This window comes from Parapedobacter tibetensis (assembly GCF_024704835.1).
In the GTDB taxonomy this organism is placed as follows: domain Bacteria; phylum Bacteroidota; class Bacteroidia; order Sphingobacteriales; family Sphingobacteriaceae; genus Parapedobacter; species Parapedobacter tibetensis.
On the sequence record NZ_JAMXBE010000002.1, the window covers coordinates 1 to 23,684 of the forward strand.

The following is a 23,684-nucleotide window of genomic DNA, read 5'->3' on the forward strand; positions in this document are numbered from 1 at the left end:
GATTACCACCTGCAATAGACCATAAGTAAACGAGATGAGTAGCCTATTCCCTTTTGCTTCATTAGCCAAGTATTGGTAGAGGTGGCTGCGGTGCGCCTCAAAGATGTTCTCGCGCTTCATGAGCCGGTGGATGATGGTAAGCACACTATCGATGCCATAGACGGCCAGAAAGAGGATATAGATGGGATTGCTAGTATGGAGGATGAGCATGATCAGGGCAAACAACAAGATGAAACTCATGCTTACGCTCCCCACATCCCCCGCGGCACTGCCATTGCAAAAGATAAATATGTGTTAAAGGAAGGTGCGGAGCTGGGGTGGAAGTTGTGAGAAGTTAGGTGGTTACATTGCGGAAAAGGCATGAAGAAGGGAAAATCATCAACACGTACGCAGTATGTTAATCATGTTTGAATAATTATACACGAATGTATTTATTTTCAATCATACTTTAAAATAAATACAAAGGGATGCACGACAAACCGAACATAGTGCAATTTGAACCGCAACAATTTTTCTCGTTGCGGGAAGAGTGCGGGGGCTGAACGACGCAACAAAACTTTTAGCATGGATCCCATCGAATAGGAAAAGATGATTAATGTGATCAACCTGCGCCATGCATATGGATACAATCAGTTTGAATTATCGTTTCTATTGAGATCTCGAGATTTCTATGTAAGGGGTGCAGAAAACCCGTTAAACACGGTCCAATGTTCGGTGCCAAACAACGGCTACCTAATGCGGATTTTCAATTGTGACAAGACAAATGCATCTTGCCGAAGCCATGAAAAAAACCGTGGCTCAATTTGAAAAAATACGGCTCCGCTATGTGGTAAAGATAAGGGCGTGGCATCGTGGAGCAATATGAGAAGGACGGGAGGCTGCCGAAATAGGAATTGAATTCCATTGTTTTTACGAATCCATTGCGTAAATTTGTAGTATATATCAAGATCATGAACGTAGAAGCAACAAAACTGGATATTGTACAAACCATCGTGAATAGTACGGATGCTGGTTTGCTGACTGAACTTCAGCAGTTTCTAAAGAGCCGGGAAACAGATTGGTTTGATCAACTATTGCAATTTCAGCAACAGGACGTAATCGACGGAATTGCAGAGGCTGACCGAGGTGAAACCATTCCGCATAAAGAAGTTGTTAAACGTTTCGGTAAATGGGGTATGAAATAGTCTGGACCCCGACCGCGCTCAGGACCTTCCAGAAAAACATCGACTACTTGGAAGAGCATTGGACGGAACGTGAAATTACCATTTTTGTAACCCGTACTTCCCATTTTTTAAATACGCTTTCGCAAGCGCCTCTCATTTTCCGTGAGTCTTATAAAGTTAAAAATACGCGCATTGGCTTGATCGTAAAGCAGGTTTCTGTCGTTTACCGCGTTAAGCCGCGCAAAAAGGTCATCGAGTTGATCGCCTTCATTGACAATCGTGCCGACACAAAAAAGTCGCGCTGGAAATGATAATAAAAATTCCCCGAACCAAAAGCCCTCTTACGAGGCATCGTGGAGCAATATGAGAAGGACGGGACGCTGCCGAAATAGAAAAGCTATCCCCACTGGCACAAGTTAAGTGAAACGCCACTTGGGCCATCACAGGTTCAAAGTAAATTGGCTTGTTACCATTAACACGTTAATCAAATGAACACGGCAACAATTAGGCAACATTTGCACAATTATCTGGATATAGCAGATGACAAAAAGATCAAGGTCATTTATGTAATGGTGGAAGACGAGATAAAGGATACGGCAACGGTATATACGGAAGAGCTGAAGGCTGAATTGGATCGTCGGGTGGATTATTATTTGAGTGGTGGTGCTATGGTTTCTGCTGATGAAATGAGCAACCGGATTCAGGCCATACGAAAAAAACACCAAACTAGCGCAAGAGTTAAGCGCAGCGTCTCTTGTGCATTTGTGCTAAAAGGAGGCCTAAGTGACACGGCTTTTTCTTTTTAGATAGTGTAATCTTCCCCAAAATTAGCTATGATTATTCATATAGTTTACCCTTTTCCTCTGGACTTTTGTTTTTGATGCTAATCTTGATTATATTTACTGTATGAGTGTCCAATATCTGTCAAACGAAAAGGGAAAAATTACTGCGGTGCAACTGCCCATCAGGGAATGGGGCGCATAAAAATTGCATATTTGAGTGATTTTGGTTATGTTTGAAAATAAAAAAAGCGTTATTATGTTGACGGTCAAGATAAAAGATAAAAGACTGGAGGAACGAATCACCGAACGGGCTCAGCGTTTTGGGAAAAACACACAAGACTATGTTAATGAGTTGCTTGCGATTGTTTTGCCCGATGCGCAGGATGTATTGTCATTTAAGCGATTGAAAGCCGAGGATTACGGATACGTCATGAATTTCGAGGCTGAAAGTAATGAAGCGGTCGAGGACACCACCCCTTTTTCCGAGGTGACGGATACAGAAAGCTATACCAAAGATTTGCGCAAGAAGGCGTGGCGTAAGGAATGATACTCACCGACACTTCCTTCATTATCGAATACTTAAGGAGTCAGCCACACGCGGTTGAGTTTGTCAAGAATCACGGCAAACGTTAACCTAGCCATTAACACCATTATAGCCATGGAACTCTATCAAGGTGCTCGTAACAAAGCGGAGTTTCTGAACATCCAAAAGGAATTAAGCGGCTTCTTTATGTTGCCCATTAACGAACCAATCGCAGAACTCGCTCTCCAATTAGGTCAGAAATACGCACTTTCACATAACATTGGCTTATCTGACACCTTCATTGCAGCCACTGCGTTGACATTTGGATTGGAATTGCGTACGCTTAATCTGAAAGACTTTCATTTCATACCCGAACTCGTTGTTTCAAATTCATTCGTGTAACAAATCCTTCGGCCTAAAACCCAGCCAACTCTTCCATTATTTTTACGGCAACGGGGAACGGCCGGTGGTGGGGGGTAAATGACAAGGCAGAAGAACGCGATGTCCTAACTGGAATTGGCTGGTTATCCAAATCCGGAGATGACGCTACCTATATCATAAAGGATGCAGGGAGAGGGGGTTTGGGGGTAGACTTATAATAAGATTAAAATAAAAACGAGAATTACCATACATAATGAAAGAGGCTGCCCCAATTTACTTTTGAAACGGCCCCTTGTTAAGCCAAAAAGGGTATTGGGTTACAGTTTTTTCACCACATCCAGTGGCAGTTTAAGGCTTTCTGCGATTTGCTTATCACTGAGCGCGCCGGTAGCTTTCAGCGATTTTGCCGACTGGATTTTATCCTGCTCGGCTTTCGTTCGTTCCTGCTTGGCTTTCGTTCGTTCTTTCGCTAACAGCTTTTCCGCCTTGGCGCGCTCGCGCGAGGTGGCCAATTGATCAGCTTCTTTTGCGGCTTTGGTAGCCGCCTTCCTTTCGGCAAGGGATATGGCGTTGTCCCATACCCACCGGTCCTGTAAACTTGCTTCGTATGCCATGCGTTCCTCCTTTGTCAATCGAGAGACTTCCGATATCTGGAACACCTGCGGGAATACCCGCCTGTCCATGAACGTGGGAACCTTGTTGGCCCTGCTCAGGTTGTTCAGCAACCAGAACCACCTGTCCACGTCCGACTCGATTTCGGCTTCGTCTTTAGCAAAGTTAGGAAGTTCCAGCAATATAAAGGACAACTTATCGTAAAAAATTTCGCCGGTATGCCCCTCCACCAGCTTGATATGCTTGAGGTAATGCTCCCGCCGGTCGTCGTCCAGCCTGAACTCCAGCACGCCGATGAAGATGACCTCGGGCAGCTGGAAATCCCAGTACTTGGCCCCCTTGGGGTATTGGTTGCTGATGAGGCGGGAGGTGCTGAACACCATCCGCTCCCGCAGGTTTTCGTGGTCCATGCGCTGCATCTCCACGATCACCTCCGCACCGTCGTCCGTGGTGCAGCGCAGGTCGAAGATGACCTTTTTCTGTTCCGCAGTCTCCCCCAGGTGTTCGGTGGGCCCGTAGGTGAGGTCGCGGATGCGGCCTTTCCCACCCAGCAGGTCGTCGATGAACTGGATGAGGATATCCTTGCTGGGCACCGCCCCGGAGAAGATGTGCTTGAACCCCCAGTCGCTGCGGATGTCTATGTAGCGTCCGATTGCTGGTTTTGTAGAAGTCTGTGTATCCATAATGATTCCATTGGTAGTGGGGGTAAAAGTAAGGGAAATAACAAAATAAAACTAATTTAATTAGTTTTATTTTGTTGGTAGGGGGCGTTTCTTTTTGGATTCCCCGCTCCGGGATGGGGCTTCCATGCGGCAAGGCCAAGCCAACTCTTCCATTATTTTTACGGCAACGGGGAACGGCCGGTGGTGGGGGGTAAATGACAAGGCAGAAGAATAGTGTAATCTTCCCCAAAATTAGCTAAGATTATTCATATAGTTTACCCTTTTTGGGTAATGATGTGGCAATATTAGCGAGTCACATACCGCTTCAACAAATACATCTTCATCACCACATACACCAGCGCCAGCCCACCCAATATCACCAAGGCATACACCCATTGCAAAGACATATCCCATTGGGCCACCTGTATGACGAGCAAGCCGATTACCACCTGCAATAGACCATAAGTAAACGAGATGAGTAGCCTGTTCCCTTTTGCTTCATTAGCCAAGTACTGGTAGAGGTGGCTGCGATGCGCCTCAAAGATGTTTTCCCGCTTGAATAGGCGATGGATGATGGTGAGCACACTATCGATGCCATAGACGGCCAGAAAGAGGATATGGATGGGATTGCTGGTATGGAGGATGAGCATGATCAGGGCAAACAACAAGATGAAACTCATGCTTACACTACCCACATCCCCCGCAAAACACTTGGCCCATTGCCGAAAATTGAAAAACGCAAACACGCCATTGGCCAGTGCCACGCAGTACAGGAGGCGGTCATCGATAAACGGCGCGTCGCGGTTGGCATACCACAGCAGAAACAGCACGGCGAAGCTATACATGGCCGTGATGCCGTTGATGCCATCCATGAAGTTATATGCATTGATGCAGCCGATGACCAAGATGAGTGCAATGGGGGGCACAAACCAATAGAGGCCAAAGAGCTCCAGCTCGTACATCAGCAGCAGTACAGCCAGCAGGTGTACCGAGATCCGTAACCGATTGGACAATGTAAACACATCATCCAGGAAGCTGATGAGGGTAATGGCCGTAAGCCCTGCGAAAAACCACGGATAGCTAAAGCCCGACCAAACAAACCACACCAATGCGCCGAGGTAAAACACTACGCCGCCGCCACGGATCGTGATCTTGGTATGGCTACTGCGCGCATTGGGCTTGTCGATGATGTTGTAGCGGTCGGCAATGCGGAAATACAGGAGCATGGCGACGAAAAGTAGTGCCGTGATGAGAAGGTAAGGTAAAAGCATTTCTTTGGCTAAAATAAACTGAATTAGGAATCAAAGTTCGTGAGGATTAATCACGTGTAAACCTTCGATCTTCTTAAAGTCAGCAATACTTCTACTTATCAATGTGAAATTATGGACCAATGCTGTCGCAGCAATCACTGCATCCGGGAGATGAATATCAGCTCCCATTCATTCCGGCTTTGGGCAACGTGTTGATGAAGCTTTTTCGCTGTTTCGTCTGATAGTGCGCCCCAAAAGTCCTTCATTGTTTTGACTTGCTTGGGTGAAACTTTCTTTTTTTGCTCATCCGCTACTTTCAAATCCATGCCCAGCTTTTTGGCTATATCTACCAAAAGCCGAACATCCTTCTTCGAATTGCTATTGAGAATTAACGTTTCCATGTAACCAACTTATTTAGTCAAAAATACATAAAACTCATTTCATATACAAATATCCTAATCCTACTATTTCCATAAAATCCCCTGCGCAGGGATTTCTACAAACTCATCCGTTCGGATATTACGCATCATCACCACATTGGGGTTCAGTAAGCAACCTTCGCCAATCACGGCATGAGCACCTACATATACGCCAGGATAAGTAGTCACATAATCCTCCAGCATCGCGTCGTGGTCTATGGTCACATTGGCATTGATGATTACATGATTACCTATTTTGGCCCCTGTTTGAATGACCGCACCCGCCAGTACCACCGTGCCCTCGCCGATGGTTACATCAGCCGCCACAGTTGCCGTGGGGTGGATAAAGGTGCCGAATGAGTGGCTCACTTTGGCTGCCACCTGCTTACGGAGATGTGGAAGGCCGATACCCAGTAATACGCGTGCATACGGGTGCAGCTCTGTCTGGTAAGGGCCTACGGGAATACCAGCCAACGTCGACGGCCCATCGCCATCATTGAAAAATCCGATGACCGCACCGCTACCTAAGTATCGCTCCAAGCCTTCCAAGAGTACCCGTGCGTGGCCACCAGCACCGTAGATAACGAATTTGTTGGATTTCATCTCAAATCTAATGTCTCATATCTCAAGTCTCATTTCAAAAACTTCTTAATGTTGCCAGCAACCCATCGCGGACAGACACAGGGAATTTATCGATTTGAAGTGCCCCCTTGATTTTCGAATTCGCTACCACATAGCTTTCGGTAAGTTTCTTGAGTCGTTCGCTATTGAGCGGCAGTTTGAGCGTATCACCCATTCGTGCCACCCCCTTGATGAGTCCAGGAGATAATCGCCATAACTTTGCTTTCTTGCCCCTAGCCTCCGCAATGAGGTGGATTAGGTCATTGGTAGAAAGTGCATCGTCATCGGCTAGGTTATAGGTGCCTCCAGGGACATCCGGATTTTTAAGTATCCATTTGATGGCGAATTGCAGGTTAGCAATGGATAAGAAAGACCTCCGATTGTCAAAAGCCGCCAACGGGTAGGGGACGCCCTTGCTGACCACATTGTGCAGAAGATTCAAGTTGCCTTTGTTGCCCGGCCCATGGATCATGCACGGGCGTAGGATAAACAGGCGTTTGCCTGTTGGTAAGGGCTGGCTGTTGAGGTATTGTTCGGCCTGCCATTTGGATTGCCCATAGGGCGTTTGTGGCGAAGGAACGATACCTTCATCCAATACGCCCTCCACGGTATCCGCTGCCGCCTTCACACTGCTGAAGTAGATAAAATCCCGCGCTTCACTTTGTATAAAACGGTCAAAGAGTTGCTTGGTCAGCTCGGTGTTGACATCAAAATATTCTTGGGCAGAACTGGTGTTTTTGGTGTCGTGAGCTTTGCCCGCTAAGTGGATGATGGAATCGTATTGCTTCGGTAGTTGTTGTTGCCAGTCACCACGGAGCGAGAATGATTGTACATCATGACCTAGTTCAATTAAGTGCGGTCGAAGGTTTTGCCCGACAAAGCCAGAGGAGCCGGTTATTGAAATTGTCATTAAAGGTTTATATAATTTTTCATTAACGATTTTAAAAAACTAGAACTTCAAATCTTTTCTATCGATTTTCCAACCGTCAATTTTTTGCGAAGCTCTTTGACTTAAAGATTTCTTATCAGTTTCAGTTCTTTTCTCAGTGGTTTCAAACCCTTCCCCATATCCATAATTTTTAACATTATGGAACTCCGAACCCGTTATATAATTTTTCCTGTTCGCGGTTTGATAATTAAGAAACTCAGCCAAATGGGGGTATTTTTTGCTATAATGCTGAGATTTGATATTGACAACTTCAGTAAATTTTTTAAGGTTTTCAGGATTATCAAAAAATGTTTTTTTAACAGATTCCTTGGACCAATATTTGCAGTAGTATGCCTTATGGCAATCTATAAAAACGTTGTTTGTCAGCTTATTAGCGAAGCCACCATTGATGGTAATTGCTCCAAAGTTTATTGAACCACAATTAATAAACACATTTTCATCTATCGTAATACCACTATTGCCATCGTCTAAGTAAATGGCAGCTACCATGTCACTGAACGGATTTTTAATGTTTTCAAATACATTTTGTTTGATTACTGTTCCGGTGGCGGAGGGGTCCCTGCCGGTATATACGCCTCCCATATCGGTAAATTCCTTGCACACATTTTTAATGTGATTGTTTTGGATAACATGATCGTTGCCGCCAAAAACAATGGCTTGACCAGGAACGTCGTGGATATAGCAATTAGCAACGGTAATGCCAACGCCACTTAGCCGGATACTTGGTGAATAACTTCTGAAATAACGAGAGGTATTATAAAACTCGCAGTTCTCCACTTTATTATTAGAAGACTCGAGCGTCGTCCTATTCCCACCGCTCAAAAAGACACCATCTGCACCGGTATTGTATATCCTGCAATTTACGATTTCCGTTTGGGAACAGTTTTCTGCGTTAATGGCCCGGACACCGATATTGAGGAAATTGCATTCAGAAATTTTTATATTTTTTGAGTTGATCAGTTCCAAGGCGGTACCTCTCACGTATCCGAATCGAATCCCTTGAATGGTCAATGGGATATCCAGATCTTTTACCGCCAAAATGGGCTCCGATAATATGCTCAATCGGACTTTGGAGGTGTTCAAGTCTCCTAGCGGGGCCAAGAAAATTTGTTTTTTCTCCCTATCAAAAAACCACTCTCCCTTTGTATCTAACTCTTCAAATACGTTAAAAAAGTAAAAGCGCCTAAGTTTTCGCGCAGCCTTTATCTGTGCAGTACTGGAATCGGCTGTCGCATAAAAACCGTATTGCGGTGTTTTGAGTGTGGTGATTAGATTGTCTCCCAAATCAAGTGCCTGTGCACGGAGATTGTTGCTGGACCACCCCAACGAGAACCTGCCAGCAATCCAAACGTCATTCCGTTGTTTCCAATTTAACCTAATCTTATCATCAAACTGGAAAACAGATCTTTGAAGGAGTTTATCGGGGTTGGATTTGATAACCTTTTGTATTTCGATTTCTGAATCATTCGGGAACCGCGCCAAATGCATAGGTTCTTCATCAAAAAATAATTCGGCGGCTATGGGCTTGTTTATTGGCTCATTAAATCCTGTCGATCGAAGTTTCGCGATTTCGTCTATTCGGTTTTCTATTTCTTTAGGTACGGCTATACTATATATCGCTACATTACCGCCGATTTGTTTGAACTTTTCAAAAGATTTTGGGTTAAGTGTAATTCCTCCACTAAGTGTTACCTTCTCATTGTTGTAACTTGATATAGCTAGGCTCTTGATATTTAATTCATCGCCATTTAAAGTAATACTTTTATCAATGTAATGGTCACCTCCACGAAGATAGATTTTAACATCTGCATTACTGTCAGCGTTCGCTCTTTTGATGGCTTCTGCTAATGTAGCGACTGGATTTGATAATGTTCCGTCATTTTGATTATTGCCATCTGACGCCGAAACATAGATTTTCAAGGTCCCATCCTTTGATTGGACATCTTCAGGTTGAGTAAATGCAAGTTTTTTTACAGTATTTTCCCTCTCAGCCTTTGCAGCATTCTGGTTGCCGGTGCCTTCATTACTTGTCTCATTACCTAAACAGGATTGGCAGAAAAGCACGAAAGTACATAACGCTAATATAGAACTAAAATCAAATTTCCTCATAACCGAACTATTAGCAATTATAATGCCTTTTTACCCATTGATTCACGCCAATATGGTCTATTTTAATTGCCTTTTTATCCTATTTTTCTCATTGACATACATTTTGGGTAAGGTGCCGATAATCTCTTTACAGCGGCGGAGTTGCTTTTTGGGCTCCGTTAGGATCCGATAAAGCCATATCAAATTAGTTTTTCTAGCCCAATCGGGTATTTCTTTAATTTCCCCCGTGTAATAGTTAAACGCTGCACCTACGCCAATCATAACTCCGCGATCCAAATTGGGCATTAAATGATGCATAAAGGTTTCCTGTTTAGGTGCCCCTAGTGATACCCAAATAAATCTCGGGGAGAACCGGTTGATTTCGTCAGCAATAGATGAATAATCAAACTCTTCGACTTTTAAAAAGGGTATGGGGAGATATTTAAAATTTAGAGGGTTAGCTCCCAAGGAAGTAACTTTGTTTAAGATTTTGTCATAAATCTGTTCATTACCTCCAATTAGGAGTTGCTTATAAGGTTTTAAAACAAACTTTGAGAAAAAGTCAGGTCCAATATAGCTGCGAAATTTTTTCTTATGCAGCCGACTGGCCATCATTGCAATGTAGCTTCCATCGCACGAATTTACCAAGGCTTCATTTAGGATTTCTCTATAGTGCTGATTCTTATAGGCATGTGTTAATGATGTCGAGTCAACGAAGCAACCATAACCTTTGGAACTTAAAGACTCAACGTCTATAATATTTTCAAATTTTAGATGGTCAAACTCTAGGCTAACGCCAAAATATTTTTGCATAATTTCTTTTTTTTTCGACTCTAATCAAATCTGTTTTTGATGTATCTCGCTGGATTACCACCTACTATGGTGTAAGCAGCAACATCTTTGGTTACGACCGAACCAGCAGCGATTATAGCACCTTGCTTGATGACAGTTCCAGCCAATACGATCACGCCATGTCCAATCCAAACATCATCCTCAACAATAGTAACATCATCCTTGCCTCGTGGCGCATCCCATATTGATACCCCCTTAGTGTTATAAATGTGGTCATTTCTGCCAATGAAACTGACCTGTTGAGCAATTAAAATATTGTTGCCGAATTTTATATCGCAGTTTATGACACAGTTAGGGCCTAATTGAACATTCTTACCAAAAGTTATTATTCTTTTCGGCGCCCACAAGCTTGTACTTAAAGGTATTCTCACAAAGCCTTTTCTGTCCATATACGGCGCTTTAAAGATCTTTAGAAGAAAAAACCGGAGGTAATTGAAGGGCTTTCTAATTTTATGTATTATTTGCAACCTATCGGGCCTAATATTATTTTCCATTGATTTTTTCTCTAATTTCCTCAAATAAGGCTCTTCGTCCCTCCCCAGTCAATAAGAGTTTAATACGATGCTTAATCTTATGACTAACCGAAAAATATTCTAAAACATCCGTTTCTATTACTAACGAATCAAAAGGAAGAAAAGCAAAATCGATATTTGTGTCAACAATGAAATTGTCTTGATAGGTATTTATAGCATTGCAGTGTGTCCCAGTGCCGTTATATCCGATATTTGTAACCTTTGAAATTCTAGGGAATAAGGCAAAGTTTTTATTCAAATAGTGATTAAACACCCATTTTATATACCAGGAGTTATTCCTTTCGCTTAAAGAATCCAATAGCATTTTAGAAACGTCATCACCGCACTTTTTTCGGAAGCCTTTTAAGAAAGTTGGATTGGCTGTAATAATTTTTTTTATGGAATTGGGGTCAAATATATTTTCATGCCAATAATGTTTCCAAGTGGCCCACCCCCATGGAAAAGTTCTATTAAAAATATAATTACTGCCTTCTGAATTTATAGCGACGGAGTACCCGCTAATTGATTGAATCTTGTCGGTGCTTCGATAATGATAAAGTGCTTGATTCATATAATTCAAAAAATTAGGAGAAGTGATAAGGTCGTCTTCGAGCACTATTACGGTTTCATAATTCTTAAAGATTAAATTTACACCACTAATTATTGAATTCGCAAGCCCCCTATTGGTTTTACTTTCAATAATATAGATATTTTTAAACCCCGTGATTGTTTTCAGAAAAGCCCTAACCGATAAAACCTCCTCTTTCGCCTTTTCATTTTTCCACCCATCGGAGAAGACATACAAATCGGATTGTGGAGCCAAAAAATTTCGCTGCAGCGTTTCCAAGGTTTGTTTCGTTTCTGCTAAACGATTATACGTAAACAAACATATAGGGGCTAAATTCGTAATATCCATGGAGTGGTATCAATTATCTATTGCAATAATTTTTTTGCAAAATTTTCAGGAGTATGTTCTTCAATGAAAGATTTGCTCTTTGATGCGACCAATGGGATTTGTCCTATCGTATTTATCGCCTGTGCTATTTCCCTTCCAGTAATGGTATCTAATACAATACCCAATTCTTGTCCAGCAATGATTGTTCCGATTAAACCATTGGAAGGTCCGATAACTTTCTTATTCGCGTTTATCGCATGCCCCAACACCCCACTGGAAGCCTCTGGGTTTTTATATGGGATGAGCACTACATCACATTGCGAAAACATTGACGCCATTCGATTATTCGACACGAAATTATCCTCCCATACAACTTGGACATTTGGATATTTCTTTGCGTTTTCCATCGCTTCATGGATTATAGTGGCAAATTCGCTATTCGAGCATTTTCCGGCAATAAATATACATACTTTCTCATTGGGAGAGGCTTCAATATGAGGTACAGCTTCGAGAATTTCCAATGTTCCTTTACGATCCGAAATGGATCCGAAATGGAGAAGAAGTAATGCCTCTTTGGCTATTCGATACGCGTTTCGCATTTCAAATCCGTTTTCCAGCTTGAATGAAGGTATCGGGTCAGGTAGGTATTTATACTTGTCGGTTTTATACTTGGCATTAAGTATATCACAGCTTTTTTGATCGTTAAGTAGGAATATGGTTTCGACAGACGTATTGGTATTCATCATGATGAACGGAAAGTACCTTCTCAAGAAATAGTAGTAGCTTCTCACCGTAGTTAAACGCATATTCGTAAATTGCATAAACAAAATACCTTTGATGAGATAACGGGTTTTACGTAAACCTAACGCGATCTGAAATACATTGAGGTGAAGCAGTATACAAACATCAACATGAAATTTTTTGGCATAATTATCCACAATGTGGAAATTACGAATCGATCTTTTAAATCTATTCGCCACTTTAAGGTTGGCTGTTTCCTCTTTTTTGACCGGGACGAAACGAATACTCGGATTTTCGCGAGCGCTGTCTACGATAAATTTGAATTTTGATTCGAAATCCGGATTCACTACAAAAATATATTCGTCATGGGGATGAACACGATGAGTAAGGTAGTTAACAATATGAAAAATATACTCTGCATGGTGCCCCGTGATTTCAATGTCATAGAATAGAAACCTCATTCAATGCGAAAAATAAATGTTTGTACGAAAATAAACTGAAATTACGCGGGTTGCAAATTAGATTCCTCCCGCTTATAGACGCTAAGGGTGTTTTTTCTTTCCTTATACGATAATATATACAAGAATACCAAAATCAGAAGTGCCCTTATAAATGAATTGTTGGCTAAAACCGGCCCCTTGTAATTACTAACCAATATCATGATAAAAGACGACACTATTAAAATTCGATAAACGTAATCCGCACTTTTGAGCTTGTAAAAAAATAGCTTGTACAAATTAAGTAAATAGAAGCCCAAGTATATCAACCCACCGAACAAGATGTCGTTTACATATCCGATATCGGAATGAACGTCTTTGGGATTCTGATAAACATACCTGCCCTCACCGAAAATATATCCAATAGTGGAAGAAGGGAAATACAACATATCACCAAAGAGTTTACCTAAGTGCCCTGTGGTCGTGGTACTTGATTCTAAGCCTCTATTAACAGCGTCATATAAAACAGTTGCATCTATATAAGTTGATGCTAAAATAACAGACAAACTAACTATCGAAACAAACATCAATAAAATAGCCCCATATCTAAATAACCGTGAGGTTTTATTCTTTTGCGAGAAGATAGATAAGAAATAAACCGAAAGGACGATCGGTAACGCTATGAATCCTATTCTCGCGTTAAATAAAATACTGACTAAAATCAACGGTATAAAAACGACATTTTTATAATTTTTCTGAACAATCTGCAAGAAAATGATCATTAGCGCAAATCCTTGAAAAAGAGGATATGCAAAGAGGTATTCGGAAGAAACCCCATAAATGCGATTCAATAAACGATCTTCCTTGGATTCAAAAAGGAACTCAAGATCTAACAGGTTATTGACTATATAATCTTTGAGACTCGGTAAAAGCAACATAGCTGTCGCAATAATGGACTGGGCAATCGCAATTTTGACATAACAGTCCAATAACTTTTTGACGTCCCACTTCAATGAATTCAATACAATAGCAAAGCCTAAGCAGATAAAAATGGCATTAGCCAAAAACCTTAATTGTTTGAAATAGAAAAGCTTCGTGGTATCAACACCTTCTCCTTTCTGAAAGTACAAATCTATCAAAACACAATATAGGATGATACCTAAATTTAAGACCAAAAATTGGAAGATACTTTTCGTTAATAAAGCATTTTTAATTTTAGTGGGATTAAACACATACCAAAGGATAAACAAACCCATGAGAATGTATTCAGGAGATATTATCACTGCCCTAATCCCTGGCAAATAGATGGCAATAAACAAGCCAAACGGAATAATGAATTTTTTATTAAAAATCGGCATTGGATTAAAGAGTTTGAAAAGGTGAAAATAAATCCCCTAAGACCCTTATCTAAATTGATAAATTGTGAAATAGAAAGAAAAATAAATAAAGATAAAAATTTTATGCTTAACCTGCAACCCAGCCCACGAAACAAAAAGTTGGCTATATATCGAAAACCAACTTAATTTTCTATCGTTCTTAAAGATGCTTGAAACATCACCCGCTAAATTGCGAACTCCCTTTCTTGCCGATGGCATCTCTTTTCTTTTAATACCATACGTTATCACTTTAAAATGGTATTTAAAAATGGAGGGGAGTCCTTTCGTATTTTTTGTTGAAAGCATAATCCGCTCTTCTCCTTCATGACTAACAAATATCGATAGTGCCTCTTGAACTACTGAAACTTTAGGTCCTTTTGCCAAAACACGAAAAGTTAAATCCCAATCTTGCTTGCACAATAAATCAACGTCGTAAGCGCCGACTGATTGGACAATTTCTTTTTTAAACATCCAACTTTGAGTGCTCCCAAATAATTTGGTGTCAATATTCAACGCTATGGCAGGTCTGTTCAGAACGGGCGGAATATAACTTCTGCCCCCTACATTATTATAATAGAATCCACAAGCGCAACAATCCGAATTCTCCGCGACCATTCGTCTTGATTGTTTTTCGATTCGGTCAGGCAACATCAAATCATCCGAGTCAAAAAAAACTATATAATCTCCCTTAGCGCTGTTTAATCCATTATTGCGAGCAGCAGGTGCTCCCGAATTTCGCTGTTGGATATACTTAATATCACTATTGTTGCCATTTCTAGAGATATAAGCGGAGATAACTTCTTTTGAGTTATCTGTTGAACCATCGTCAATGACAATGATTTCTATATTTTTATATGTCTGATGGCGTACACTCTCCAATGTTTTTGTTATTAGATACCCTCTATTATAGGATGGAATTATAACGGAGACCTTGGGATCCGCCATATAAGCCAAATGTCCACTACCAACCATAGTATATTATTATGCGATTATAGCTCACTACTTTATTATTTTGGTAAGTCATTATTCAAATTTACGTCTAAGAACTCTTTCGACTTTGCGACATCTTGCAATAAGAGACCATTTACCTTATTGTAGTCGATTAGCTCAATATTTGACAAAGAATTCAAATCGGCTAAATATCGATTCTCAATTCCTAAATTTGAAAGTAGGCTGGTTACCCTTGCTAAATTGTCCCCCATATCAACGGACAGAAATTGCCTTTCAAAGAGAATGGAAAAAGCTACGCCATGGAAAGAAGTGGCAATTACAAACGATGCATGCTTTATTGAGGTGAGGAATTCAATCGGTCCATAGTTTTGTTTATACCTCTGTCCAACTCTTGAAAAATTGACACCACCTGTTAATTCAATTATTTTGTACCCTTTGTTCCTTGCTATCCTTTCGGCGGCCTCTGTCGCTTGTTTAGATCTCGTTAAATTATAAAGTAGTAGATACGGCTCTTGCTTCTCGTTATCGGGTATAAGCTGTTCCCATTGCTTTTTTTCTAAAAGGAAAACGGGATCCAAAACCTGTACGATCGTATTAGTTGAATAAGGCTTAACTAAATCCAAAAGTTGATTTTCTCGTACCGAAATGGCATTGAAGTTTTGTAGATGAGTCTTGATAAAATCAAAATCGTCTTTTCCAACATTCATCCTTCCCATGCTTGCGGCATAAGCTATCTTCAACCCTTTTGAGCCTACAGGATATTTCCCCCAATATACAGGATCGAAACCAGAATAATCTGAAAATCGATTGAACCTCCAAATTTGGTCGCTGCCATAGATGTAGGCATCGTAAGCGTCCAAGATCTGGTTCCCAAATTTAATTCCTTTATTGCCAATTATGCCGAGCCTTTTACGAATAAATCGTTGGAATCTTGCGTGCCGTTTAAATTTGAATGGTAGGTCAAGCGATGTACTGATCGTCCTTTTAACCATCTTGTAAAACAAATTTCTTTTGTCATCAAACTTGAAATTGATTAGGCTGTACATGCCTTTTCGGTAGTCTGGCCAATAATCGATAAAACTTACTTCGTGACCTTTATTCACTAAGTGCATTTTAAGCGCATAAGCCTGTAATACCGCACCGTAGTTGTGGGCTCTATGGAAAGTTATTATACCTATTTTCATGCCTATTTGTTCGCTCTAATCTTTAAATACTATAAAGTGCTCTTCACTATATCTTTTCGAAATAGGAACCTTAAAACTTTCGGGAAGATTCCCGCAAACAATCATTGCAATAAAAACTTCAGAATCTTGGATTTTACACAAATCTCTCAGCGTCCTGTCTTTCTCTATTCCGTTACTACAATTTAAGATACAAGCTCCTATTTCTTGATAATGTAAACTATATAGAAGATTCATAGCATATATGCCTCCGTCTATATATGCTTGGTTTCGCTCATGAGCCCCTACAAATACGCCGATCTCAGCGGCTATAACAATTAACTTATTGGTTAAGTGTCCAAAACCCCTATTACCTCCCTGAATTCGTAGAATTTTGTTTATTTTCTCCTTATCCGAAAATACATATGCTTTCCAAGATTGTCTATTGCAGGCAGAAGGCGCATTCCTGGCCATGCTGCATGCCCTCAATATTTTTTCGACCGATATGTCGGTGTCGTCAAAGGTACGAACGCTTGCTCGCGAATGGGAGAACAAATCAAATGATGCGTCCTTATACTTAAAATATTCTGCTTTGGTTAATCCCAGTTGAACGGAATGTTGTAAATCATTTACATATTGTTTTAAATCTCTAATAGCACCTTCTACTTCTTGATCAATTTTGAATCCGTGATATTCATGAAAATACTCATATTCTAAAACAACTTGGATACCGTGCCGGACTTGTTCATCTTGCCCACCATAATTTTTTACATGCTTGATTAGATCATTAATCAAAATTAAAACAGCTCTCTTCCCAAAACCAAGTCGCGTCTGAGGCAAAGTTAATCCTTTCTCGACAGAATGATATTCACGAATAATATTCCCTATCAACTGAATCGAAGTGTTCCCTCCAAATGAACCAGAGGCCTTTAAATAGCGTCTATAATCATAAAGAAAGGCTTGTTTTATTTTCTGTCGAACCCTAAAAGATGAATAAGATCGTAGGACTAAATGATATAGTTTACTTGGCAGAACAGCCTTAATTATCCGTTTTAACATTGTTTATTTTTTTAAAGAAGAATATTTTTTGGACAATCCGTCGTTCATCTTTAGTTAACGCAAAAAAATACCCTAAACAGAAATTAACTAAAATACTTATGCCTATGGTTAAAAGAAACCGAATTAGAGTTGAATCTAAAAAACATGTTATAAAATATAACAGGCTAATAGCCGCACTAGTTGGCAAAACACATGGTAAAACTACTTTTTTAAAAAAATCAAATTCTGAAAGCCTCACCATTCTATTCAATAGCGTCAATCGAAGAATCAAACAAACAACGGCATTGCATATCGCAACATAAAATACAACTTCAGGTTGAAAACCATATTCAAGAAACAGATAGGAGACTGGTAAATTCAATAACATGGTTCCCCCAACAATAACTTGATACCTCTTAATTCTTCCTGTTGCCTGCGCTGCCACCATCAGCGGGTACGAATACACCTCTATAAGCGCGCATATCAACGACAAACGCACAAATAGCACAGCGTTTGCAGGGACATTCTTTAACCACAAGTTAAGAACGAAATCGGCTTCGATTATTAACGGTGCAGTTACGAAGAATAGCATCAAATAAGAAAACTTCGAACTTTGATAAGTTAGGTTTAACATTTGTTGACGATCACCCATTGCATAGTATTTCGTGATTTGCGGACGAGCAGCCGTAACGAAGTTTGTAGCGAACTGATTTATTGCGGCACTTACTTGATATGCAATTGCCCTTGCTGCGTTTACTATTGGACCGAAAAACAGATTTAAAATAATATTAATACCTTGATTATTAAAGACTCCTGCCAAAGAACCAAATAGATTCCACCCAGAGTAGTTAAACAGTTCTCTGAACATTTTGGAATCCCAAAAAAGAATTAGTCTGCTCTCTTTATATTTTCGCTGACAATACATACGATAAATAAATGTTATAACGCAAGTTACTAAAAATAATAAAGCGCCGTAAAACGGTAACCGGTCACCTGAAAATAGAACTAACAAATAGACAACTAAGAGTTTAAGAGTAACTTCCAATATGCTTGTGAAAGCAAAGACTTTCATGTTTTCATGAGCAATTATTAGTGCATTGTATGGTACGCTCAAAATGGTCATAATAAGTGAGAAAATTGAAAACTGATATACCCAAAACGCGGCGTGTATCCTGTCTTCGGGGATGACCATTTTATGGTTTAAAAACCATAAACCGACCGTTTCGGCTAAAAGTATGATGATGAATGCCGCGATAACATAAATAATAAAAGTCGCACTGAAAACCCTTTGTAATTGTACAAGGTTATCCCGGCCAAGTTCAAACGCAAAATATCTTTGGGATGCAGATGCCATGGAGCTACTTAAAAACGAAAACATTGTTACTACTCCGCTAACAACGTTATGAATTCCAAAATCCTCTATTCCCAAGGTATTGAGAACCACTCTGACCGTGTATAGCGACACAGTCATCGTGATCAACATTCGAAAATAGAGAAAAAGCGTGTTCTTCGCAATCCGCTTATTTTGAGTAGAGACCATCAAGAAATCCTTTGTTTTTTAAAGTTCTAATCAGATGATCATTGAAGATGTCAACACCCTTTTGATTAAGGTGGCTATCATCGAGAAAATAGTTGTCATCTATCGGAAATTGGGCATAATTAAGGTACGTTCCATACCTATTTATTAGTTTATCTATTTTATCCTGATTTAGAACCGATGAATATAAAGTTTCTCGAATTGGTGTTTGAACCAGAATGTAGGGGATGTTCTTGTCTTTGAAAGTAGATATAAGTTGCTCGAATGCCTCCAATTGATCGGGGAGCACCGTATAGAACGATTTCGTGGTAGAATCTACTTTTGGCGAATAATCATAGGTTTCAACATATCCTCTTGAAATATATTTGTCCCCTCTTCTAATAACCTGCTCCTGAAACTCATGATCTAATCCGAGGTACTTCCGATACATAGTGTAAATCAGCGTATTATAGGCACTGATATCCATCGTTTTTAGTGCCATTTTTATTAACTCCCGATCCAATTCCCTAGCGTTGGATAGCAGGTCTAATGTGGATTCAACTCCGTCTATACATAGAACCTTAGGATAGATATCTAGAATCACTAACTTCGGTCTTAATATTTTAACGTACTTGTTAAAAAGGTATTGCGTTTGGATGGGAGACTGCGCACTTGATCCTAGATTAAACGCCTTTATTCCTTTTTGAGTAAATAATCTCACATCATATCCCCGGTAGGCATGGGACGAGCCAATGATTAGCAAATCCACATTTTCGGCTTTCTCAGCTTCTTTCAGGCGAGAAAAAAGATGACCATGTGATCCAATTCGATAACCAAGGTTTTTATAAGGCAACGACCAGTCTCCAAATATGATAATGAGAATGCAATAGATTACCGAAGCGAAAAGACAGAAGAAAATGATCGATCTAAAAAATCTTTTCATAATAAAAGAATCAAAATTGAAAATATATGAACTCGGAACCACCGGTATGCATAAACATTCCTATAAGAAAAATGATAACTGCATAAAATGTCCATCTTAAAATACGTGATTGGTTTCCTAATATCTTTTCTATACCATAATTGTTTTCCCTACCAAACCATTCAATTATCAAAAAAAATAAAATCAATACGGCTTCCTTATAGACCCTAATTGTTGGGAAACTAACGATGGAAATATTTATTAAAGCGGAGAGGTACTGCAATGCATGTGTTAAGCTTTCCGCTCTAAAAAAAACCCATGCAATTGTAGTCAAGCAAAAAGTTAATAGTACTTGACCGGCTTCTTTCCAACCAGGCAAAAACCGCCCTTGAGCAACCACATCTAAATTTCTTCGATTAGTCTTAAAAATGATGGAAGGCATTATAAAAAGAGCATTTAATGCCCCCCAAATGATAAATGTCCAATTTGCCCCATGCCAAAAACCGCTTACGATAAAAATGATAAAGGTATTTCTAACGCGCTTCCATATACCGACTTGGCTTCCGCCTAGTGGTATATATAGATAATCTTTAAACCAGCTTGACAGAGAAATATGCCACCTCCTCCAGAATTCCGCTATATCTCGAGAAAAATACGGAAAATTGAAATTCTTCAACAATTCAATACCAAGCAATCTAGCGCTTCCCAACGCGATATCCGAATAGCCAGAAAAATCGCCGTAAATTTGAAAGGCAAAGAAAATTGCTCCAATTAAGAGATTACTCGCAGGCTGACTTGTCGGATCATCAAACATTTGATTGACGATGACCGCACAATTGTCTGCAATAACAATCTTCTTAAAAAAGCCCCAAAGAATCTGTTTTAGTCCATCTACAGCTTTCAAATAGTTAAAACTCCTTTTCCTCTCCAGTTGAGGTAATAAATGCGTTGCCCTCTCGATGGGGCCGGCTACCAATAGCGGAAAAAAGCTTACAAACAACGTATAGTTGACAAGATTATAGGTGGGCTTGATCTTATCGTTATAAATGTCAAAAACATACGACAATCCGTGAAATGTATAGAAGGATATTCCAACAGGTAGAATAACATTCAGCGTACCATAATTCGGTTCAAACCCGAATCGCAATAGAAGCTCGGCGAAAGATTCGACAAAGAAATTATAGTATTTAAAGAACCCAAGGAAACCAAGATTAATACAAACACTAAGAATCAGCCAAAGTTTTTTTCTCTCTCGCGAAGACGCGTGATGGATCATTATACCAGACGAATAGTCTAAGAGGGTTGAAAATCCCAATAGAAATAAAAATCGCCAATCCCAGCAGCCGTAAAAATAATAGCTGGCCAATAAAAGCATGATGTTTTGAAGGCGAGTTGACTTTTTAAATACGACCCAATATAAAAGGAATACCGCTGGGAAAAAAAGGAGATATTGTAAAGAATTGAACAACATGATAATGGAGGATCCTGATAATTTGTGTTAGGACTATTATGACTCTTCGTTCTGATTAAATCTATTTATACGACTTATAGATTTTCTTAATACCCTCCTTCAGGGAAGTTTTGTAAATCCAGCCAAGATTCTGAAGCTTAGAGGGGTCTGTAAGCTTTCTCAACGTACCATCTGGTTTTGCTGTATCGTATACGAAGTTTCCCCGGAAATCAATTATTATCTTTATTAAGCTGACCAACTCCGCAATGCTGATATCTTCTCCTGTACCAATATTGAGATGTGTGTTACGTATTTCATCTGTTTCTTGCGGAACGAAATCTTTGAAATCACGATTTTCCATAATAAATATACATGCATCCGCCATATCTTTACTCCATAGAAATTCGCGCATTGGTTTACCGCTCCCCCAAATTTCGATCTGTACCTCTCTGCTGCTCCCGTCTTTAAAACGGATACCATACTTATTCAGTGTGGATAGAATTCGCTCCTCAGTATCACGCCCCGACGTGCCTTCTATTGGGCGTTTGTCCAAATCCTCGCGAATCGTATTCCAGTCGCTGTTTTCTAAGGCCTTTCCTAAATGGATCTTGCGGATTAAGGCAGGTAGGACATGAGATTTTTCCAAATCAAAATTATCATTTGGGCCATACAGGTTTGTGGGCATCACGGATATAAAATTAGTTCCGTATTGGATATTGTAGCTTTCACATAGTTTGATGCCCGCAATTTTCGCTATGGCATAAGGCTCATTGGTGTACTCCAAAGGTCCCGTTAATAACGCATTCTCAGGTATAGGCTGAGGGGCTTCCTTGGGATAAATGCAGGTACTCCCCAAGAATAAGAGCTTTTTTACACCGTGCACATAGCTTTGGTGAATGACGTTATTTTGGATCATTAAATTCTCATAGATGAACTCGCCCCGATACGTATTGTTGGCAACAATCCCACCAACTTTAGCTGCCGCAAGAAAAACATATTCAGGCTTCTCCTGTGCAAAGAAATCGGCCACAGATCGAGTATCTGTTAGATCCAATTCTGCATGCATACGGGTAATAAGATTAGTATAGTCTTTATCTTGTAAATTTTTTAAAATGGCACTACCCACTAGACCTCGGTGGCCGGCAATGTATATTTTGGCATCTTTGTTCATATTTCGGCTTTATGCAATAAGGTTTATTCAAAATAATTTAAGGTCTGGTATCCGCCTTCTTTGAGATATTGTTCTTTTTCCATCAGGTGGACATCGCTTTGCATCATATCCTTTACCAAATCATTTAAGTCATACTCGGGCACCCAGCCCAGTTTCGTTTTGGCTTTGGTGGGGTCACCGATTAGCAAATCTACTTCTGTGGGTCTAAAATATTTTGGATCTACTGCGAGGACCTCTTTCCCCTCTTCAAGTTGAAAGTCGGGATTGGTACATGCTTTGACATAACCTTTTTCGTCTGCGCCTTGGCCGCGGAATTCCAACTCAATTCCGACTTCTGCAAAAGCCATACGGATAAAATCACGAACTGGTGTAGTTTTACCGGTGGCAATTACCCAATCTTCCGCTTCATCAGCCTGCAGGATCATCCACATCATACGAACGTAATCCTTGGCGTGACCCCAGTCACGTTGGGCATCCAAGTTGCCAAGATACAGCTTGTCTTGTAAGCCCATGGCGATACGGGCGGCAGCTCGGGTAATCTTGCGAGTGACAAAAGTCTCCCCCCGTATAGGTGATTCATGATTGAACAAGATGCCGTTGCAAGCATAAATGCCGTATGCCTCGCGATAATTTACCGTGATCCAGTATGCATAAAGCTTAGCAACAGCGTAAGGGCTACGGGGATAGAAGGGGGTGGTTTCTGATTGAGGTACGGCTTGAACCAATCCATAAAGTTCTGAAGTGGAAGCTTGATATATTCTTGTTTTTTTCTCCAATCCCAAAAAGCGAACGGCTTCCAATATGCGAAGTGTCCCCACGCCATCGGCATTTGCCGTATATTCAGGAGTATCGAAACTGACCTTCACATGGCTCATCGCAGCTAAGTTATAAATTTCATCGGGTTGAATTTCTTGAATAAGGCGAATGAGGTTGGTACTATCCGTCATGTCTCCGTAGTGCAAGACAAATTTGGGGTGTGCGGTATGAGGATCCTCATAGAGGTGGTCAATCCGGTCAGTATTGAATAATGATGAGCGTCGTTTTAGGCCGTGAACCACGTATCCTTTTTTCAGAAGAAACTCACTCAGGTAAGCACCGTCTTGTCCGGTCACTCCAGTAATTAATGCTACTTTCATATTATTGAATTAAGTCAATCGATAAAGGTTTTTTTATTTGTTTTACCAGTTCATAGCTTTCTTTGATTTCAGACTCT

23 protein-coding genes and 2 pseudogenes are annotated in these 23,684 nt (G+C 40.3%); 5 read left to right on the top strand and 20 right to left on the bottom strand.

The window, feature by feature from the left end; genetic code table 11:
- Positions 1-240 (bottom strand): annotated as a pseudogene (locus tag NF543_RS02675) (UDP-GlcNAc--UDP-phosphate GlcNAc-1-phosphate transferase); the annotation flags it as partial.
- A 710-nt stretch (positions 241-950) separates the two neighbouring features.
- On the opposite strand from NF543_RS02675, the gene NF543_RS02680 reads away from it, so the two are divergent.
- The 5 genes from NF543_RS02680 (at position 951) to NF543_RS02700 (ending at position 2,870) form a co-directional block, all read left to right on the top strand.
- Positions 951-1,184 carry a hypothetical protein gene (locus tag NF543_RS02680; RefSeq protein WP_257666556.1) on the top strand — a complete coding sequence of 78 codons (234 nt, stop codon included), beginning with the start codon at positions 951-953 and terminating at the stop codon, positions 1,182-1,184.
- On the top strand, positions 1,169-1,474 hold the full coding sequence (locus NF543_RS02685; protein WP_257666557.1) for a type II toxin-antitoxin system RelE/ParE family toxin: 306 nt from the start codon (positions 1,169-1,171) through the stop codon (positions 1,472-1,474). The genes NF543_RS02680 and NF543_RS02685 overlap by 16 nt, the downstream gene beginning before the upstream one ends.
- Before the next feature lie 177 nt (positions 1,475-1,651).
- Positions 1,652-1,969 carry a hypothetical protein gene (locus tag NF543_RS02690; RefSeq protein ID WP_257666558.1) on the top strand — a complete coding sequence of 106 codons (318 nt, stop codon included), beginning with the start codon at positions 1,652-1,654 and terminating at the stop codon, positions 1,967-1,969.
- Positions 1,970-2,201: 232 nt separating this feature from the next.
- On the top strand, positions 2,202-2,492 hold the full coding sequence (locus tag NF543_RS02695) for a hypothetical protein (RefSeq protein WP_257666559.1): 291 nt from the start codon (positions 2,202-2,204) through the stop codon (positions 2,490-2,492).
- Positions 2,493-2,552: 60 nt separating this feature from the next.
- Entirely contained in the window at positions 2,553-2,870 is a 318-nt protein-coding gene (locus tag NF543_RS02700) for a type II toxin-antitoxin system VapC family toxin (RefSeq protein WP_257666560.1), read from the top strand.
- 296 nt (positions 2,871-3,166) lie between these two features.
- On the opposite strand, the gene NF543_RS02705 is transcribed toward NF543_RS02700, so the two are convergent.
- The 19 genes and pseudogenes from NF543_RS02705 to gmd all read right to left on the bottom strand — a co-directional run bounded on the left by NF543_RS02705 (position 3,167) and on the right by gmd (position 23,607).
- Positions 3,167-4,144, bottom strand: a complete 978-nt coding sequence (locus NF543_RS02705; RefSeq protein WP_257666561.1) for an Rpn family recombination-promoting nuclease/putative transposase — start codon at positions 4,142-4,144, stop codon at positions 3,167-3,169.
- Between the two features lie 284 nt (positions 4,145-4,428).
- The gene (locus tag NF543_RS02710; protein WP_257666562.1) at positions 4,429-5,394 is read right to left on the bottom strand and encodes an MraY family glycosyltransferase; all 966 of its coding nucleotides are present in this window, start codon (positions 5,392-5,394) and stop codon (positions 4,429-4,431) included.
- Between the two features lie 134 nt (positions 5,395-5,528).
- Positions 5,529-5,774: a hypothetical protein gene (locus NF543_RS02715; protein ID WP_257666563.1), complete on the bottom strand. Its 246-nt coding sequence runs from the start codon at positions 5,772-5,774 to the stop codon at positions 5,529-5,531.
- A gap of 63 nt (positions 5,775-5,837) precedes the next feature.
- Positions 5,838-6,395, bottom strand: coding sequence for a PglD-related sugar-binding protein (locus NF543_RS02720; protein ID WP_257666564.1), 558 nt, complete (start codon positions 6,393-6,395; stop codon positions 5,838-5,840).
- Between the two features lie 34 nt (positions 6,396-6,429).
- Positions 6,430-7,323 (bottom strand): NAD-dependent epimerase/dehydratase family protein, encoded by an 894-nt coding sequence (locus NF543_RS02725; RefSeq protein ID WP_257666565.1) that lies wholly within the window; start codon positions 7,321-7,323, stop codon positions 6,430-6,432.
- Between the two features lie 39 nt (positions 7,324-7,362).
- Positions 7,363-9,471: a right-handed parallel beta-helix repeat-containing protein gene (locus NF543_RS02730; RefSeq protein ID WP_257666566.1), complete on the bottom strand. Its 2,109-nt coding sequence runs from the start codon at positions 9,469-9,471 to the stop codon at positions 7,363-7,365.
- Between the two features lie 57 nt (positions 9,472-9,528).
- Positions 9,529-10,263, bottom strand: coding sequence for a WecB/TagA/CpsF family glycosyltransferase (locus tag NF543_RS02735; RefSeq protein WP_257666567.1), 735 nt, complete (start codon positions 10,261-10,263; stop codon positions 9,529-9,531).
- A gap of 23 nt (positions 10,264-10,286) precedes the next feature.
- Positions 10,287-10,454: pseudogene (locus NF543_RS25450) on the bottom strand (LbetaH domain-containing protein); the annotation flags it as partial.
- Between the two features lie 331 nt (positions 10,455-10,785).
- A complete protein-coding gene (locus tag NF543_RS02745) occupies positions 10,786-11,730 on the bottom strand; it encodes a glycosyltransferase family protein (RefSeq protein WP_257666569.1) in 945 nt (314 codons plus the stop codon).
- A 17-nt stretch (positions 11,731-11,747) separates the two neighbouring features.
- Positions 11,748-12,911 (bottom strand): glycosyltransferase, encoded by a 1,164-nt coding sequence (locus tag NF543_RS02750; RefSeq protein WP_257666570.1) that lies wholly within the window; start codon positions 12,909-12,911, stop codon positions 11,748-11,750.
- 41 nt (positions 12,912-12,952) lie between these two features.
- Positions 12,953-14,245 (bottom strand): hypothetical protein, encoded by a 1,293-nt coding sequence (locus tag NF543_RS02755; RefSeq protein ID WP_257666571.1) that lies wholly within the window; start codon positions 14,243-14,245, stop codon positions 12,953-12,955.
- Positions 14,246-14,290: 45 nt separating this feature from the next.
- Positions 14,291-15,235: a glycosyltransferase family 2 protein gene (locus NF543_RS02760; protein ID WP_257666572.1), complete on the bottom strand. Its 945-nt coding sequence runs from the start codon at positions 15,233-15,235 to the stop codon at positions 14,291-14,293.
- Between the two features lie 35 nt (positions 15,236-15,270).
- Positions 15,271-16,398: a polysaccharide pyruvyl transferase family protein gene (locus NF543_RS02765; RefSeq protein ID WP_257666573.1), complete on the bottom strand. Its 1,128-nt coding sequence runs from the start codon at positions 16,396-16,398 to the stop codon at positions 15,271-15,273.
- Between the two features lie 15 nt (positions 16,399-16,413).
- Positions 16,414-17,433: a nitroreductase family protein gene (locus NF543_RS02770; RefSeq protein WP_257666574.1), complete on the bottom strand. Its 1,020-nt coding sequence runs from the start codon at positions 17,431-17,433 to the stop codon at positions 16,414-16,416.
- A complete protein-coding gene (locus NF543_RS02775) occupies positions 17,414-18,952 on the bottom strand; it encodes an oligosaccharide flippase family protein (protein WP_257666575.1) in 1,539 nt (512 codons plus the stop codon). Before NF543_RS02775 ends, NF543_RS02770 begins: the two co-directional genes overlap by 20 nt.
- Complete coding sequence (locus NF543_RS02780) at positions 18,933-19,871, bottom strand: hypothetical protein (RefSeq protein WP_257666576.1); 939 nt, start codon at positions 19,869-19,871, stop codon at positions 18,933-18,935. Before NF543_RS02780 ends, NF543_RS02775 begins: the two co-directional genes overlap by 20 nt.
- Positions 19,872-19,881: 10 nt before the next feature.
- Positions 19,882-21,321 carry an MBOAT family O-acyltransferase gene (locus tag NF543_RS02785; protein ID WP_308378391.1) on the bottom strand — a complete coding sequence of 480 codons (1,440 nt, stop codon included), beginning with the start codon at positions 21,319-21,321 and terminating at the stop codon, positions 19,882-19,884.
- Between the two features lie 61 nt (positions 21,322-21,382).
- On the bottom strand, positions 21,383-22,471 hold the full coding sequence (locus tag NF543_RS02790) for a GDP-L-fucose synthase family protein (RefSeq protein WP_257666577.1): 1,089 nt from the start codon (positions 22,469-22,471) through the stop codon (positions 21,383-21,385).
- A gap of 23 nt (positions 22,472-22,494) precedes the next feature.
- Positions 22,495-23,607, bottom strand: coding sequence for a GDP-mannose 4,6-dehydratase (gene gmd, locus NF543_RS02795; RefSeq protein WP_257666578.1), 1,113 nt, complete (start codon positions 23,605-23,607; stop codon positions 22,495-22,497).
- Positions 23,608-23,684 lie beyond the last annotated feature (77 nt).

Bases quoted from the DNA above. Each gene is read 5' to 3' on its own strand.
- NF543_RS02785 (WP_308378391.1), bottom strand. From the start codon at position 21,321: ATGTTGTTCAATTCTTTACAATATCTCCTTTTTTTCCCAGCGGTATTC.
- NF543_RS02750 (WP_257666570.1), bottom strand. From the start codon at position 12,911: ATGAGGTTTCTATTCTATGACATTGAAATCACGGGGCACCATGCAGAG.
- NF543_RS02690 (WP_257666558.1), top strand. From the start codon at position 1,652: ATGAACACGGCAACAATTAGGCAACATTTGCACAATTATCTGGATATA.
- gmd (WP_257666578.1), bottom strand. From the start codon at position 23,607: ATGAAAGTAGCATTAATTACTGGAGTGACCGGACAAGACGGTGCTTAC.
- NF543_RS02725 (WP_257666565.1), bottom strand. From the start codon at position 7,323: ATGACAATTTCAATAACCGGCTCCTCTGGCTTTGTCGGGCAAAACCTT.
- NF543_RS02710 (WP_257666562.1), bottom strand. From the start codon at position 5,394: ATGCTTTTACCTTACCTTCTCATCACGGCACTACTTTTCGTCGCCATG.
- NF543_RS02715 (WP_257666563.1), bottom strand. From the start codon at position 5,774: ATGGAAACGTTAATTCTCAATAGCAATTCGAAGAAGGATGTTCGGCTT.
- NF543_RS02745 (WP_257666569.1), bottom strand. From the start codon at position 11,730: ATGGATATTACGAATTTAGCCCCTATATGTTTGTTTACGTATAATCGT.
- NF543_RS02770 (WP_257666574.1), bottom strand. From the start codon at position 17,433: ATGTTAAAACGGATAATTAAGGCTGTTCTGCCAAGTAAACTATATCAT.
- NF543_RS02730 (WP_257666566.1), bottom strand. From the start codon at position 9,471: ATGAGGAAATTTGATTTTAGTTCTATATTAGCGTTATGTACTTTCGTG.
- NF543_RS02720 (WP_257666564.1), bottom strand. From the start codon at position 6,395: ATGAAATCCAACAAATTCGTTATCTACGGTGCTGGTGGCCACGCACGG.
- NF543_RS02755 (WP_257666571.1), bottom strand. From the start codon at position 14,245: ATGCCGATTTTTAATAAAAAATTCATTATTCCGTTTGGCTTGTTTATT.
- NF543_RS02775 (WP_257666575.1), bottom strand. From the start codon at position 18,952: ATGGTCTCTACTCAAAATAAGCGGATTGCGAAGAACACGCTTTTTCTC.
- NF543_RS02680 (WP_257666556.1), top strand. From the start codon at position 951: ATGAACGTAGAAGCAACAAAACTGGATATTGTACAAACCATCGTGAAT.
- NF543_RS02735 (WP_257666567.1), bottom strand. From the start codon at position 10,263: ATGCAAAAATATTTTGGCGTTAGCCTAGAGTTTGACCATCTAAAATTT.
- NF543_RS02685 (WP_257666557.1), top strand. From the start codon at position 1,169: ATGGGGTATGAAATAGTCTGGACCCCGACCGCGCTCAGGACCTTCCAG.
- NF543_RS02705 (WP_257666561.1), bottom strand. From the start codon at position 4,144: ATGGATACACAGACTTCTACAAAACCAGCAATCGGACGCTACATAGAC.
- NF543_RS02780 (WP_257666576.1), bottom strand. From the start codon at position 19,871: ATGAAAAGATTTTTTAGATCGATCATTTTCTTCTGTCTTTTCGCTTCG.
- NF543_RS02695 (WP_257666559.1), top strand. From the start codon at position 2,202: ATGTTGACGGTCAAGATAAAAGATAAAAGACTGGAGGAACGAATCACC.
- NF543_RS02765 (WP_257666573.1), bottom strand. From the start codon at position 16,398: ATGAAAATAGGTATAATAACTTTCCATAGAGCCCACAACTACGGTGCG.
- NF543_RS02760 (WP_257666572.1), bottom strand. From the start codon at position 15,235: ATGGTTGGTAGTGGACATTTGGCTTATATGGCGGATCCCAAGGTCTCC.
- NF543_RS02790 (WP_257666577.1), bottom strand. From the start codon at position 22,471: ATGAACAAAGATGCCAAAATATACATTGCCGGCCACCGAGGTCTAGTG.